The 14215-nt window shown below is 73.2% G+C and carries 12 protein-coding genes; 9 read left to right on the top strand and 3 right to left on the bottom strand.

The genetic code is table 11. The annotated features are described in order from the left end of the window. Positions 1-41: 41 nt before the first annotated feature. Both ABGB01_RS23200 and ABGB01_RS23195 read right to left on the bottom strand, forming a co-directional pair. A complete protein-coding gene (locus ABGB01_RS23200; RefSeq protein ID WP_347775634.1) occupies positions 42-815 on the bottom strand; it encodes a 6-phosphogluconolactonase in 774 nt (257 codons plus the stop codon). Beyond that, complete coding sequence (locus tag ABGB01_RS23195; protein WP_347775633.1) at positions 812-2074, bottom strand: AGE family epimerase/isomerase; 1263 nt, start codon at positions 2072-2074, stop codon at positions 812-814. The genes ABGB01_RS23200 and ABGB01_RS23195 overlap by 4 nt, the downstream gene beginning before the upstream one ends. Before the next feature lie 100 nt (positions 2075-2174). Here ABGB01_RS23195 and ABGB01_RS23190 point away from each other — a divergent pair, with 100 nt between their 5' ends. From ABGB01_RS23190 to ABGB01_RS23165, 6 genes are all read left to right on the top strand, one after another. Further along, positions 2175-3176, top strand: coding sequence for a LacI family DNA-binding transcriptional regulator (locus ABGB01_RS23190; protein ID WP_347775632.1), 1002 nt, complete (start codon positions 2175-2177; stop codon positions 3174-3176). A gap of 103 nt (positions 3177-3279) precedes the next feature. Continuing rightward, positions 3280-4026, top strand: coding sequence for a sugar isomerase domain-containing protein (locus ABGB01_RS23185; protein ID WP_347775631.1), 747 nt, complete (start codon positions 3280-3282; stop codon positions 4024-4026). Next, on the top strand, positions 4017-5273 hold the full coding sequence (locus tag ABGB01_RS23180; protein ID WP_347775630.1) for a neutral/alkaline non-lysosomal ceramidase N-terminal domain-containing protein: 1257 nt from the start codon (positions 4017-4019) through the stop codon (positions 5271-5273). Before ABGB01_RS23185 ends, ABGB01_RS23180 begins: the two co-directional genes overlap by 10 nt. Next, positions 5270-6403 (top strand): amidohydrolase family protein, encoded by a 1134-nt coding sequence (locus ABGB01_RS23175; RefSeq protein WP_347775629.1) that lies wholly within the window; start codon positions 5270-5272, stop codon positions 6401-6403. Before ABGB01_RS23180 ends, ABGB01_RS23175 begins: the two co-directional genes overlap by 4 nt. Before the next feature lie 37 nt (positions 6404-6440). Continuing rightward, positions 6441-7931 carry a sodium:solute symporter family protein gene (locus ABGB01_RS23170; protein WP_347775628.1) on the top strand — a complete coding sequence of 497 codons (1491 nt, stop codon included), beginning with the start codon at positions 6441-6443 and terminating at the stop codon, positions 7929-7931. A gap of 96 nt (positions 7932-8027) precedes the next feature. Continuing rightward, on the top strand, positions 8028-8174 hold the full coding sequence (locus ABGB01_RS23165) for a hypothetical protein (protein WP_347775627.1): 147 nt from the start codon (positions 8028-8030) through the stop codon (positions 8172-8174). 148 nt (positions 8175-8322) lie between these two features. Here ABGB01_RS23165 and ABGB01_RS23160 read toward each other — a convergent pair whose 3' ends face one another. Further along, positions 8323-8631 carry a hypothetical protein gene (locus ABGB01_RS23160; RefSeq protein ID WP_347775626.1) on the bottom strand — a complete coding sequence of 103 codons (309 nt, stop codon included), beginning with the start codon at positions 8629-8631 and terminating at the stop codon, positions 8323-8325. Between the two features lie 111 nt (positions 8632-8742). Here ABGB01_RS23160 and ABGB01_RS23155 point away from each other — a divergent pair, with 111 nt between their 5' ends. From ABGB01_RS23155 to ABGB01_RS23145, 3 genes are read left to right on the top strand one after another with little or no spacing between them, the layout of a single operon-like run. Continuing rightward, positions 8743-9180 (top strand): YbaB/EbfC family nucleoid-associated protein, encoded by a 438-nt coding sequence (locus ABGB01_RS23155; protein ID WP_347775625.1) that lies wholly within the window; start codon positions 8743-8745, stop codon positions 9178-9180. Further along, positions 9177-13688, top strand: a complete 4512-nt coding sequence (locus ABGB01_RS23150; RefSeq protein WP_347775624.1) for a hypothetical protein — start codon at positions 9177-9179, stop codon at positions 13686-13688. The genes ABGB01_RS23155 and ABGB01_RS23150 overlap by 4 nt, the downstream gene beginning before the upstream one ends. Beyond that, positions 13685-14212 (top strand): hypothetical protein, encoded by a 528-nt coding sequence (locus ABGB01_RS23145; RefSeq protein WP_347775623.1) that lies wholly within the window; start codon positions 13685-13687, stop codon positions 14210-14212. Before ABGB01_RS23150 ends, ABGB01_RS23145 begins: the two co-directional genes overlap by 4 nt. Positions 14213-14215: the final 3 nt, after the last annotated feature.

Raw genomic sequence — 14215 nt, 5'->3', positions numbered from 1 at the left:
GCTCATCGGCACGCCTCCGAGAGGAGCGCCGCTCGTGATGTTCACCGGTAGGCCTCCAGGTCGGCGAAGAGGGTGCAGGCCGGGTGGGTGCGCAGGACGGAGGCGGGGCAGCTCTCGCTGATCGGCCCGTCGAGCGCGGCGGCGAGCGCGGCCCTCTTGTTCGCGCCGGGCACGGTGGCGACCAGCGTGCGCCCGGCCATCAACGTGGGAACGGTCAGCGTGATCGCCCGCCCGGGCACGTCCGCGAGCGTGGCGAAGCACCCGTCGCTGACCTGCTGCCGCCGGCAGTCCTCGTCGAGCTCGACCACCTTGACCGCGCGGGGGTCGGCGAAGTCGGCCACCGGCGGGTCGTTGAACGCCAGGTGGCCGTTGTCGCCGATGCCCAGGCAGACCAGGTCGATCGGGGCGCTGCCGAGGAGCGCGGCGTAGCGGGCGCTCTCCGCCTCCGGATCGTCGCCGGGCTCGATCACGTGGACCGCGCCCGGCCGTACGGACTCCCAGAGCTCGTGGCGGAGGAAGCGGCCGAACCGCTGGGGCGCGTCCGCGGGCAGGCCGATGTACTCGTCCATGTGGAAGACGGCGACCCTGGACCAGTCGATCCCCTCGGCCGCGCGCAGCCCGGCCAGCGTCTCCCGCTGCGAGGGGGCGGCCGCGAAGATCACCCTGGCCTCGTCGCGGGCGGCGAGCGCCGTGCGCAACGCCGCGGCCGCGGCCCGCCCGGCGGCGGCGCCGGACCGCGCCCGGTCGCTGAAGATCCGGACGTCGAGGTGCCCGGCGACGCGTTCGATCACGGGGTCCGTGTGCGTGGCCGTCACGGCCGGCCTCCCTGGGAGCGGAGCTCGATGATCTGCATGAGGTTCCTGGTGATGTGGTACGGGTCCTTGACCGGCAGGGCGACGACCTCGTCGAGGGGAGCCCCGGCCCGGTCCCTGATCTGGATCCACTCCGCGCCGTCCGCTCCGCCGGGAAACGTGCGGAGCGTGTAGTCCCAGATCCGGTCGAACCAGCCGGCCGCCTCCCGGTCGCCGTAGCGTTCGGCCGCCAGCAGGGTGGTGTAGGCGGCTTCCGAGTGGACCCACCACAGCTTGGTCGACCAGGTCCGCCTGACCAGGTCTTCGTACGGCCCCCCGGCGGGCCGTCCCGAGACGCCGACGTAGCGGAACAGCCCGCCGTGCTCGTCGTCCCACCCTGCGGCGCACAGTGCGGAGACGCTGGCGAGCAGGTCGCCGTGGTCGCCGGTCTCGCCGAGCGACTCACCCGCCTCCAGCGCGATCCAGATCCCCTCCAGCGCGTGGCCGGGCGTGCGGTGCCTGGCCAGGACCGTGTCGCGCATGCCGGGGTCGGCCACGAACGTCTCGGTGAACAGGCCGCCGTCCTCCCGGTGCGCGAGCATGGCGCGGCGCGCGGCGCGCAACTCCTCCGCGTAGGGGTTGGTCCGGTCCGCGGACGCGGCCTGGTGCGCGCGTGCCTGGTCGAGCCTGGCGTTGAGGACGATCATGCGGGCGCCGAACCCCGAGCAGCCGGGCGGCAGCGGATAAGGCGGGGTCGGGGGATCGCCGGCCTGCACGTCGTCCGCGATCCGCTGGACGATCACGTCGATCGTGGGGAGGTGGGCGGGCGAGCCGGTGGAGCGGGTGAGCTCGGAGAGCCCCATGGCGACGAAGGCGTCGGCGAAGATGCTGCGCTCCGCGGGCAGCGGCAGGCCCTGCTCATCGAGCGCCGTCCCGCCCCGCTCGCCGACGACGTAGGCGCACCGGCCGTCGGGGCCGACGGCGTGGTCGAGCAGGAAGGACGCGCCGCGTTCCGCGTGCCGGACGAGCGTGCCGGCGTCGGCGCCCAGCCCGTCCGGCGAGAGCAGGCCGCGGTCGGCGAGCCGGGCGGCGCGGGCGAGCAGCCAGACGAATCGCCCCTGGGACCAGGTGAACTTGTTCGTGGACAGCAGGCGCCGGCCGCGATTGTCGAAGCAGGTGAAGAACCCGCCGTGCTCGGTGTCGATGCCGTTCTCGAGCCAGAACGGGAGGATGACGTCTTCGAGTTGCCTGCGGGCGACCTGTTCGGGCTGCTCCGAACCCATGCCGTCCTTTCCTGAGGAACAATGAAAGCGATTGCATTGATTCTTGCTCCGCTAGAGTACTCCGGTCAAGCCGGGGCGAGCCGATGCCGAGGAGCGCGGGTTGAGCAAGCCGACGATCTACTCCATCGCCCAGCGGTGCGGCGTCTCCGCGGCGACCGTGTCGCGGGTCTTCAACCGCCCCGAGCTGGTCAGCCCGCGGGTCAGGGAGCAGGTGACGGCCGTCGCCCGGGAGCTCGGCTACCTGCCCAACCCGGCCGCGCGCGGGCTGGTCACGGGCAGGGCCGAGACGATCGGGCTGATCGTCTCCGACATCACCAACCCGTTCTTCCCGCTGCTGGTGCGCTCGATCCAGCGTACGGCGGAGCGGATGGGGAGCTCGGTCATGCTGGTCGACGCGGAGGAGAGCGCGGCGGCGGAAGTGAGACACGTCGCCCGGCTGCGCGGCAGGGTGGACGGGGTGATCGTGGCCTCGCCGCGCTCGTCGTCGGCGGCGTTGCGCGAGGCCGCGAAAGGGCTTCCCTGCGTCCTGCTCAACCGCCCGCTGCGCGACCTGTCCTCGGTGATCTGCGACAACACCAGCGCGCTCTTCGACGCGGGCGAGCACCTCCACAAGCACGGTCACCGCTCGTTCGCGCTGCTCGCCGGGCCGAGCGCGTCGTGGGCCGCGGCCCGGCGCTCGCAGGCGATCCGCGGGTGGGCGCGGGGCCGCGGGGTCGAGCTGACGGAGCTCGGGCCGTTCCGCGCGACGTTCAAGGGCGGCAGGCAGGCGGGCGCCGCGCTGCTGGAGACGGGCGCCACCGCCGCGTTCGCGTTCGACGACCTCACCGCGTGCGGAGTGCTCGCCGAGCTGGCCGGGCGGGGCGTCGCCGTGCCCGGCGACCGCAGCGTCGTCGGCTGTGACGACGTGCTGCTCGCCAGGACCGTGACGCCGAGCCTGACCACGGTGACCGCGCCGATGGACGATCTCGGCGCCACCGCGGTCCAGGTGCTGACCAGGCAGATCGAGGCGCCTGGCGGCGCGCCGGAGCACCACAGGCTGCCCGGCGTGTTCGTCGCGCGCGACTCCACGGGACACTCCACTGGGCCGCGGTCCACCTCTTGACCGGGGTTCGGCCGTAGTCTTGAATGCCTGCAATCGCTTTCATCGGTCATGAGGAGCTTGCAGGGTGCGAAACGGACGGCCAAACGGACGGCACGCGTCGCTCATGCGGACGTACGCCGAGCAGGTCGCGGGCCTGATCGGCAGGATCGAAACCGAGGAGGCCGGCGCCATCGAGGCGGGGGCGGAGCTCATCGCCGACCACATCACCCGGGCGGACCGGCTGATCTACGTCTACGGCCCCGGCGGGCACTCGAACCTCGCCGCGCAGGAGGTGTTCTTCCGCGCGGGCGGCCTGGTCAACGTCAGCGCGATCCTCGACGAGGGCACGCTGCTGTCCGGTGGCGCGCTGCGCTCGATGGCCATCGAACGCACCCCCGGTTACGGCCGCGTCGTCATCGAGGACAACCGGCTCGGCGCGGGCGACCTGCTCATCCTCGTCAACGCCTACGGCATCAACGCCGCGCTCGTCGACGCCGCGCTGACCGCCCGCGAACGCGGCGTCACCGTCCTCGGCGTCTCCTCCAGGGAGCACGCCGACCGGACCGCGCCCGACCATCCGGCCAGGCATCCCACCAGGCAGAACCTGCACGACCTCGTCGATCTGCACATCGACACGAAGGTGCCGGTCGGCGACGCCGTACTCGAGATCGAGGGCGTGCCCGAGCGGGTCGGCGCCATCTCGACGTTCGCCAACGCGTACACGCTCAACTGCGTCATGGCTGCCGCGATCGCCGAGCTGGCCGAGCGCGGCACCGTTCCGGAGATCTGGCGCAGCGGGAACGCGCCGGGCGGCGACGAGCGCAACGCGCTCTTCCTCGACCGCTTCCGGGGGCGGGTCCGATGGTTGTGACAGGGGACGGCCTGCTCGCCGGGGCCGCGGTCGCCGACATCACGCCGCGGCCCGGCGGTTCGCTCGCCGGCTACGCCGCCAGGACCTCCGCGTCCACCGCGGTGCACGATCCGCTGCTGGCCACCGCCGTGGCGGTCTCCGACGGCACGACCACGTCCGTCGTGATCTGCGCCGATCTCATCGCTCTCGACCCGGACACCACCCGCCATATCGCCGGCGACCTGCGCGAGCGCACGGGCATCCCGGAGGAGCGGGTGGCCGTCGCGGTGACGCACACGCACGCCGGGCCCGCGGTGACCAGGGGCGGCATCGGCGGCGTCGCCGACCCTTCGTACGTGCGGCACGCCCGCTCGCGGATCGTCGCCGCGGCGGAGGCCGCGCTCGACGCCATGACCCCCGCCGTGCTCCGCCGCGGCAGCGGCACGCTCGACGGCGTCGCGAGCAACCGGCGCGGCGGGACCCTCACCGACCCCGTGGTCCCCGTCGTACGGCTGGAGCGCGAGGACGGCGAGCCCATCGCCACCGTCTTCTCCTACGCCTGCCACCCGGTGACGCTCGGCCCCGGCAACCTCCAGGTCACCGCCGACTGGCCCGGGTACGCGCGGCGGCACGTGGAGTCCAGGGCCGGCGGCGTGGCCGTGTTCCTCCAAGGCTGCTGCGGCCAGCTGAACACCGGGCACACCGCGCTCGACAGCCTGCGCCGCGCCGAGCCACAGCCGGGCAGGACCTTCGAGGCCGCGGAACGCATCGGGACCCTGGTGGGCGAGGCCGCGCTCGGGGCCGCGACAGCACCGGCCGCTGGGCTGGTGTCGGTGGCTGCCGCGCGGGTCGAGTTGCCGCTCGGTGAGCCGCTCCCGCCGGACCGGCTGCGGGAGCTCGCGGACGAGCCCGGCGGCATCTGGGCGGAGTGGGCGCGTGCCCAGCTGGCCGGCACCGGGCCGGCGGCGGTCGAGGTCCAGGTCGCCGTGCACCGGTGGGGCGGTGTGCCGCTGGTGTTCCTGCCGGGCGAGCCGTTCGTCGAGTTCGCCGTGGAGCTGCGCGCCGCGCTCGGCGATCCCGGGCTGCTCGTCGCCGGCTACACGGGCGGGGTCCCCGGCTACCTGCCCTACCCGGAGGCGCACTACGAAGCGGGCGGCTACGAGATCTGCGAGGCCCACCGGGCCTACGGGCTGCGGGCCGCGTTCACCCCCGAAGCCGGCCGCCTGGTCATGGCCGCCGCCATGGCCCTGGCCGGGGAGGCGCGGTGAACGTCGAAGGCCGGCTCGCGGACGGGCGTCACGTACGCGTCGAACTGGACGGACCGCGGATCGCCGCGGTCACCGAGCTCCGTGACGCGCCCGACGTGCTCATCCTCCCGGGCCTGGTGGACATCCAGGTCAACGGGTACGGCGGGCGTGACTTCAACGCCGACGACCTCTCGGCCGGCGACGTGGCCGAGCTGGTCCGCGAGTTGTGGAGGCACGGCACCACGACGTCGTGCCCCACGATCATCACCGCGCCGGAAGACAAGATCATCAGGAACCTGCGCGTGATCGCGGCGGCCCGCGAGGCCGATCCGCTGGTCCGGCACGCCATACCCGCCCTGCACGTCGAGGGGCCCTGCCTGGCGGCCGAGGACGGGCCGCGGGGCGCGCACGACGCCGCGTACCTGCGCGATCCCGACCTCGCCGAGTTCGGGCGCTGGCAGGAGGCGAGCGGCGGGCTGGTGCGGATCGTCACGCTGGCCCCCGAGCGGGCGGGCGCCGTCCCTTACATCGCCGAGCTCTCCCGGCGGAACGTCATCGTGTCCATCGGGCACACGGCGGCGGCGCCCGCCGACATCCAGGCCGCCGTGCGGGCGGGCGCGCGGCTCTCCACCCACCTCGGCAACGGCGCCCACGCGATGATCCGCCGGCACCCCAACTACATCTGGGCGCAGCTCGCCGAGGACCGGCTCGCCGCGACGTTCATCGCGGACGGGCACCACCTGCCGGCCGACACGTTCACCGCGATGCTGCGGGCCAAGGGGACCGCCCGCGCGCTGCTGGTCAGCGACTCCGTCGCGCTGGCCGGTTGCGCTCCTGGCGACTACACGACCCCGGTCGGCGGCCGGATCACCGTACGCGAGGACGGCCGGGTGACGCTGCCGGGAAGCGAGCTGCTGGCCGGTTCGGGAAGCTCGCTGATCGAGTGCGTCGCCTGGGCGGTCACGCGTACGGAGGTCGACCTCGGCACCGCGACGGGCCTGGCCGCGGCGAACCCGGGCCGCCTGCTCGGAACGGGCGGCGGCCGGGTCGAACCCGGCGCGCCCGCCGACCTGATCGTCACCACGTCCGACATATCCAATCTGTCCGTCCTGCGCACCTTCGTGAACGGCGTGCCCGTCCACGGCGCCTGAACCGCACCCCTCCCCGCCCCCCGACCTGGGAGATCTCATGGGCTTTCTCGACTGGCTAGTGATCTGCGGCTACTTCGTGGTGATGATCGCGATCGGTGTCTGGGCGAAATCCCGCATCCGTGACGCCAAGGACTTCTTCACCGCCGGAGGCCGAATGCCCTGGTGGTTGTCCGGCATCTCCCACCACATGTCGGGCTACAGCTCCGCGGTGTTCGTCGGCTACGCGGCCATCGCCTACACCGCCGGATTCACCCTGTACGTCTGGTGGGCGATCGGCATCACGTTCGCGATGCTGGTCGGATCGGTGCTGTTCGCGCCGCGCTGGCCACGGCTGCGGCAGCGGCTCGGGATCATCTCGCCGCTGGAATATCTGGCGACCCGCTACAACGTGCCGGCGCAGCAGGTGCTCGCGTGGAGCGGCACCGCGCTGAAGGTCTTCGACGTGGGAGCCAAGTGGGCGGCGACCGCGCTGCTGCTCCAGGTGTTCGCGGGCGTGCCGATCGCCTGGGGCGTGCTGCTCACCGGCGGGGTCACGCTGATCTACTCGACGATCGGCGGGTTGTGGGCCGACGCGCTCACCGACCTGGGCCAGTTCGTCATCCAGCTCGTCGCGGGGATCACGTTGTTCGTCGCGGTGCTCGCCCAGCTCGGCGGCGTGTCCGCGATCTGGACGCTGTGGGACAGGCTTCCCGAAGGGCACGGCCAGCCGTTCAACGGCACGTACACCATGGGCTTCGTCCTGGTCTACCTGCTGATCAACACGCTCTCCTACAACGGCGGGACCTGGAACCTCGCCCAGCGCTTCATCGCCGCGCCGACCGGCGAGTCGGCCAGGCGCGCCGCGCTGTTCTCCGCGGGCCTCTACCTCTTCTGGCCCCTCGTGCTGTTCTTTCCGATGTGGGCCGCACCGGTCCTGCTGCCCGGCCTGGCCGAGCCCGACCAGTCGTACGCGCTGCTGACCCAGCAGCTGCTGCCCGGCGGACTCATCGGTCTCGTGCTCGCCGGGATGTTCGCGCACACGATGGCGATGACGTCCTCCGACGCCAACGCCATCTCCTCGGTGGTGATCAGGGACATCATCCCCGCGGTCTGGAAGCGGGCGAACCGGCTGTCGTCCGCGTCCGAGCTGCTGGCCGGCCGGGTCTCCACGTTCCTGTTCATCGCGCTGTCGATGGGCATCGCGCTCGGCGCGGACAGCTTCGGCGGCGTGCTGGGCCTGCTGATCCTCTGGTTCGGCGCGCTGGTCGGCCCGATCGCCATCCCGATGTTGCTCGGCATGTTGCCGATGTTCCGCCGCAGCGGTCCCGCGGCCGCGATCGGCTCGTGGGCGACCGGGCTCGTGGTCTTCGCGCTGCTGAAGTACGTTTTCCCTGGTCAGAGCCAGACCGTGGAGGTGGCCGCCCCGGTCCTGTCGGCGCTGGTGGTGTTCGTGCTGGTCGGCCTGGTCGCCCCCGCGCGCGACGCCGAGGCCGACGAGCTGGTCGACTCGCTGAACGCCGAGCAGCCCGAGGCCGCCCCGAGCCGGTGAACGGCCGTACGGGGTGGACGCCGCGACGTCCGGCTGATCGGCCTGTCCTGCCACGCGGGGTGCGTGATCGTGCAAAGCCGGGGTAGGGGCACGCGCATGGCACTCATGGATCGGGTACGCGCGTACATGCGCAGCCCCAAAGGCAGGCAGAACGTCGAGAAGGCCAAGCGGATGGCCCGTGACCCGCACACGCAACAGCAGGTGCGACGCTTCCTCAGCCGCTTCAAGACCCGTCGGCACTGACCCCCGGACCGGCTCAGGGCAGGGTGGCACGGCGTACCCCCGCGCCGGGGACGGGCGCCATGGTGCTCCTCGACGCCGCCGAGGACGACGCCATGATCGGAAGGATGCCGGGCGTCTGCGGCGCACGCGCCTGATGGGCCTGAGAGGGTCAGGCGTCCAGCGTGCTGGCGTCCTCGCAGGCCTGGTAGTGCTTCGACGCCTCCCGCAGGCCTGTCTCCTGCTCCCTGAGCGCGGTGGCCAGGAGTGCGAGCCCCGCGTCGATGCCGTCCAGCCGCTGCCCGCGCCCCCGCCGGTATCCGCGGCCGTAGTCGTCGTCGCCCAGGGCGGTGCGCGCGGCGCGCCATGACGCCTCGAATGTGGCGTGGATGCCGGACACGTCGCCGGCCAGGTCGTCGGCCGCGCACGCCAGCCGGTGAAGGTGACTCTGGCTGTGGGCGACGACGCCGTTGAACTCCACGGGTTCGCAGCCTAGCGAGCGCGCCGCCCGAGGTCGATAGGCAGCGTATTTCAGAAAAGGATGGTACATACGAGACTTACGGTGCTGTGTGGTCGGTGTGAAGGGCGGGCGATGACGAGGGACGAGCCGTGGCGGCTGCTGGAGCAACTCGTCCAGGAGGTGAACCAGGAGACCGAGCAGCTCAAGCAGATGCAGGAAAGGATGCGGCTGCTGTCGGCGACGGCCACCTCGAAGGACGGCATGGTGACCGTGACCGTCGGACCGCGCGGCGAGGTGCGGACGATCGACCTCGACCCGCGCGTCTACCGCAAGCTGTCGCCGTCCGAGTTGTCCGCCTCGATCATCGAGCAGATCGGCAAAGCGACCGGGCAGGTCTCCGGTGAGATGAAGGAGCTGATGGAGCCCTTCACCCCCGATCTGCCGCTCGATGACCTGTTCGGCGAGGAGACGGGCTTCGAGCCGTTCCTGCCGCGACCCGGCACACCAGGTCACGCGAGCCACGACCGCCGTCGTGACCCGCCGCCCCGAAACGTCGATCGAAAGAGATGACGCCGAGTGATGGGCTCGATCTCAGCCTGGTGCCCGACATCGTCAAGCCGCTGGCGCGGCCGCTGACCGGCGGAGCGGTCCCGGAGGCCGACGTCGCCGGGATCCTCGCCGAGGCCGCCACGCTGGAGAACCTGGCCGACCTCCTGGCCGGGCTCAGAGCCGACGACGCCGGCGCTGTCGCACGAATGTTGCGCGGCTGGGACTGGCAGGGCCCCGCCAAGGAGGCGTTCGAGCAGGCGTTCACCGCGCTCGGCGGGCAGCCGGGCGCCACCGGCCCCGATGCCGGGCCGGCGCTGCTCGACCTCCTGGAACAGGCGCTGCGCGACGAGGCGGCGGCCCTGCGCGAACACGGCGTGCGGATGCAGCACACCGAATGGATGATCTACGCCTCGCTGGCGCTGCTCGGCGCGGTGATCGTCAGGCTGCTGGTGTGGATCTACGTCAACGGCCCGGCCGTGCTCAAACTCATCCAGCACAACACGCTGCTGACCCGGATGCGCATCCAGACGATCAAGCGGCTCGTCCTCAGCGGCATGCTGACGTTCGGCGGCATCAGCGGCGGTCTCGACCTCGGCGTGCAGGTGGCTCAGCAGATCTGGGGAGACCGCGAAGCCGGTGACTTCGACGTCGCGTCGCTGGCGCTGTCGGCCGGCAGCGGCGCCCTGACCGGCGCCCTGTTCGCCGGCGCGAACGCGGGGCTTTCGCGGCTGCTGAGCCGGAACATGGTGTACCTCGCCTCCGAAGCCGAGCTGGCCGTGCGTGACAGGATCGTGGCGTACGGGCAGAGCATGTACGGCCAGGCGCTGCTGGGCGGGCTGGCGGGCACCGGCGGCTCCGTCCCGGGACTGGCGCTCAGCGGGCAGCTCGACACCTCGCACCTGGCCTTCGCCCTCATCGCCGGCGTCTCCGGAGGCCTCGACGTCCCGGCCGCGGCGAGGGTGAGCTACACCCCGATGCAGGCGGTCGCCCAACTCGGCGACCCCCCAGCCACCGGCCCCCCGACCACGGTCAACGCGTCCGCCGGCACGCCGCCCACCGGAACCTCGGTCACCGGTTACGGGTCCGTTGGCAGCTCGGCCACGGGCACCTCGACCACCGGTGACGCCGGCGTTGGCACACCGGTCGCCGACTCCTCGACCCCGGTGCACCAGCCCCGGCCCGAACGCCACGGTGACGTCGGCGCCCTGATCAACCGGCAGACCCCTGAACCGGCTCTTGCCCAGCCGCACCAGGGCGAGACGATCGTGGGTGAGGTCACCCGGCGTCACGACACACCCCTGTCCAGCGCCGAAGGGGGCGGAGTTCCCGTACGGCCGGCCCAGAGCCACCCGGCCGAGCAGGCCCCGGCCGGACCGACGCGGTCGGAGGTGGCGCGTCCGGGTGAGCTCCCCCGTGACTCGCTGCTCCCGGCCAACATCCCTACGATCAACGCGCCCCCAGAAGCCACGGCCGAACGGCACCACGACGACGATCTGAAACCCGCGGACACCGCCCCGGCCCACCAGCGGCCCGCGGACGCCCCGGCTCCTCAGCGGCCCGCGGACGAAGTCCCGGCCAGGCAGCGGCCCGCGGACGCCCCTCCAGCGGACGCTCCGGTCCACCACCGGCCCGTGGATCTCCCGGTCCACCACCGGCCCGTGGATCTCCCGGCCCATCAGCGGTCTGTGGACGGCGGCCTCGGGCACAAGTGGCCCCAGGGGTCCGGCGAAGAGCGGCCCGCGATGTCGAGTGAACCGGTGCCGGGCGGCCGGAGCGGGCCGGGCGGCGACTCGGCCGGCCCTGTCGTGCGGCAGCCACGCGACCACAGCACCCCGCCGGACGCCGGAACGCGGGCCTCGACGCTGACGTGGACGCCCCACGAGGGGACGGTGCCGGTCCTGGACCCGGTGGACCCCGTGGGCGCTCGCCAGGCGACCGGAGACGCCCCGACGGTCGCGGACCCCCGGCCGCGGAACTTCGCCGAGGCCGCGGCGATGGTGCACCGCTGGACGCCTGACAGCGGGGATGCCCGGCGGCCTGCGCGCGATGGCTGGTCGCCTGACAGCGGGGACGCCCGGAGGCCCGTACCCGATGCGGAGCTCCTGGCCGAGGGCCGTCGTCTGAGACGGGAGCTGGGTGTCGTCAACGACAGCGAGACGACGGCGTGGGCGCTGGCGCGGATGAGCCGGATCTCCGGCGAGCCGGCGGCGGGGCGGGCCGTGCACCGGCTGGCGGCCGAGCTCGGCCTGCACCGCGACATCGACACCCTGGTCGATCTCTACAACGACGCCGAGCGGTTCGCGATGGCCCGGGACGGCGATACCGGCCGCGCGGCGCTGGTGGACACCCTCCGGGCCACCATGGCGGCGGACTCCTTCCGCTGGACGGGATACCGTCACCGGAACCTGTTCGGCCTGCGGGACGTCACCGCCGCGCAGGCGCGCGCGGTCGGGCTCATGGTCGGCATGATGGGGGAGCGGCTCACCCAGAGCGGCGCGAGGGACTTCGTCAGGCCCCTGCTCGACGGGCACGTGGGGCCTGGCGCCGGCCGGGTCGCCGAGGTGCTGCCGGTCGTTCGGGCGGCCCAGGAGAACGGCTATTTCCCCGCCGGGACGAGCGGGGCCGCAGCCTTCCGCCGGGGCATGGAGCGGTTCTGGCACGAGGACCCCTACCTGTGGAACGGCGTGCTGCTCGCCGAGAGGCACGCCATGACCGACCCCGGCGAGGCGACGGCCCGGCTGCTCGCGCACCTCGACGAACTCGCCGCGCCGCCGGGCCCCGGCAGAGAGCGCGCCGGCCCTCCGCTGGAGCGGCTGGCCGAGGACGTGGGGCTGGGACGCTCCGTCGGGCACCTCGTCCGCCTGGCCGAGGAGGCGCGGGCGCACGGCGCCGGCCTCACGCGGGCGGCCCGCGTCGAGGAGCTCACCGGCCTGCTCGCCGCGCACCGGGCGCGGGACCCGTACCGCTGGGACGGTCTGCGGATCGCGGCGGAGCACGGTTTCCCGCGCCCGCGCGACGACGAGGCGCGGTCCCTGGCGCGGCTGGCCGAGCTCACCCGCTCCGAGGCGCCGTCCCGGCTGTGGGTGTTCGACCCCCTGCGCCGGCTGGCCACGGAGGCGGGTCTCGGCCAGTCCGTGGAACGGCTGGCGCGCAGGGCGGCCGACGTCCAGCAGGCCGGTTTCGACCTGTTCGGGCCGGTCGATCGGCGGCAGGTGCTCGATGCCCTGACCCCGCACGCCGGCCGTGCCCCGGCGGGCCCGCCGCAAAATCCGCGGAACCTGCCCCCGGGCCTGCACGATCTCTCCCCCTCCGCCGTTCAGGAGGCGAGGCAGGCCGCGGCTCGGGAACACGCGCAGGCGCAGAAGGCGTACCGGAGCGCCCATTCCCCCCTGCGGCGCTCGCTGTCCCTGCTCACCGGGCCCGATCCGCTGGCCGTGGCGGAGCAGGAGCGGGTCGCCTCGCTGGACTCCCGCGTCCAGGCGTGGCGGCGCTGGCCGGAGCGGCCGGAGGTGTCGTTCACGAGGGACGTCGGGGCGTTCCGCCGTGCCTACGATCGGGCGATGGAGCGCGCGGTCGCGGGGGAGGCGGCGATCCCGTACATGTCGGAGAACGCGACCGCCTCCCTCGCGGACCGTGACGGCGGGCGGGGGTTCGGGCTGGAGCTGGAGTTCGACCTGCCGGACCGTACCGACGTCAGGAGGCTGGAGGCGATCGCCCGCGCCCTGCGCGAGGCCGGCCTGACCGGCGACGCCCAGGTGCACAGCCGCCACACCATGCACGGGGAGGGCTACCGATCGGGCGGGAACGGCGGGCGCGGGCTGTGGAACCTGGAAAGGGATGGCACGGTCGCGGGCGAGCTGGTCTCGCCCATCCTGTACGACGAGCCCGCGACGTGGGAGAACCTCCGCGTCGCCTGCGAGATCATCCGGTCGCACGGCGGCACGGCGAGCCTCTCGACCGGCGGGCACGTCCACGTGAGCACCCACGACTACGACCACATCGTGGAGAACTACACCGCCGTGCTGCGCTACGCGGACCATCACGCCGACACCCTGTTCAGGCTCGCGCAGAACCCGGAGCGGGCCGGTCACCGAGGTCTCGCCTACTGCCGTCCCAACGACCTGCCCGCCCCGGGCTACCAGCAGATCGATCCGGTACGGCACGCCAACACGGGCCAGGAGCTGGCCCTGAACATGGAGGCGATGCGTGGCACCGCGAAGGACCACATCGAGCTGCGGTTGTGGGACGGTTCGCTCGACCCCGCCGTGATCCAGTCACAGGTCAAGGTGTCGCTGGCGCTGGTCGAGGCGGCGTTCCGCACCGCGACGCTGGGCCGTCCGCCGAACGGCGACCGGCGCGACCACCTGGGCGCCCACGCCGCGCTCCTCGCGCAGGAGCCCGCGCTGGACGTCACGGAGCGGGGAAGCCGATCCTTCCGTATCCTGATGGACGAGCTCTTCTGGCGGGCCGCCGACAAGGAGCAGCTCACGGCCCTGTTCGCCGCCACGCGCTGGATGCCGGGCCCATGAGGGAACGGGACAACGTCGTGATCGTCCGTAACGGCCCGGCGGCGGAGCCTCCTCCGGCCGCTCCCGTCCGGCACGACGGACGGCCGTACCACCTGGAGATGATCTACGCGGGCGGGGCCCGCCGCGGCTACGCCGACGACGCCGCCGACCTCGTCGAGCTGCTCGCCCCCGGCTACGCCGCGCTCGCCACCGCCGGCGAGCGCGCGACGGCGCGCGTACGCCTCGCCATGGACCTGCAGGTCACGCTGCAGGCCCGGCTCGCGGCCGGACCCCGGCTCGACGCCTGCGGCGACGCGGAACGCGCCGTGATCCTCGGCGGGCGGCACGAACCCCCGGCACCCACCCGGTGGGAGGCGCCGGTCCCCCTGGTGCTGGTCGCGACCTTCTACGAGCCCGCCGGTCCGCTGCCCAGGCCACAGGGGCCCGCGGACCTCCAGATCTGGCTCGACCCGGCCGACGACTGGGCCCTGCTGACCAGCCTGCACGCCGCCGGCGTGATCACCGTCAGCCGCGCGGTCACGTGAACC

The organism is Nonomuraea sp. B5E05, from assembly GCF_039880665.1.
GTDB lineage: Bacteria > Actinomycetota > Actinomycetes > Streptosporangiales > Streptosporangiaceae > Nonomuraea.
The sequence above is the reverse complement of the archived record's forward strand: the minus strand, read 5'-3'. Positions and strand labels throughout refer to the sequence as shown.

Bases quoted from the DNA above. Each gene is read 5' to 3' on its own strand.
- ABGB01_RS23195 (WP_347775633.1), bottom strand. From the start codon at position 2,074: ATGGGTTCGGAGCAGCCCGAACAGGTCGCCCGCAGGCAACTCGAAGAC.
- ABGB01_RS23185 (WP_347775631.1), top strand. From the start codon at position 3,280: ATGCGGACGTACGCCGAGCAGGTCGCGGGCCTGATCGGCAGGATCGAA.
- ABGB01_RS23180 (WP_347775630.1), top strand. From the start codon at position 4,017: ATGGTTGTGACAGGGGACGGCCTGCTCGCCGGGGCCGCGGTCGCCGAC.
- ABGB01_RS23170 (WP_347775628.1), top strand. From the start codon at position 6,441: ATGGGCTTTCTCGACTGGCTAGTGATCTGCGGCTACTTCGTGGTGATG.
- ABGB01_RS23165 (WP_347775627.1), top strand. From the start codon at position 8,028: ATGGCACTCATGGATCGGGTACGCGCGTACATGCGCAGCCCCAAAGGC.
- ABGB01_RS23155 (WP_347775625.1), top strand. From the start codon at position 8,743: ATGACGAGGGACGAGCCGTGGCGGCTGCTGGAGCAACTCGTCCAGGAG.
- ABGB01_RS23150 (WP_347775624.1), top strand. From the start codon at position 9,177: ATGACGCCGAGTGATGGGCTCGATCTCAGCCTGGTGCCCGACATCGTC.
- ABGB01_RS23145 (WP_347775623.1), top strand. From the start codon at position 13,685: ATGAGGGAACGGGACAACGTCGTGATCGTCCGTAACGGCCCGGCGGCG.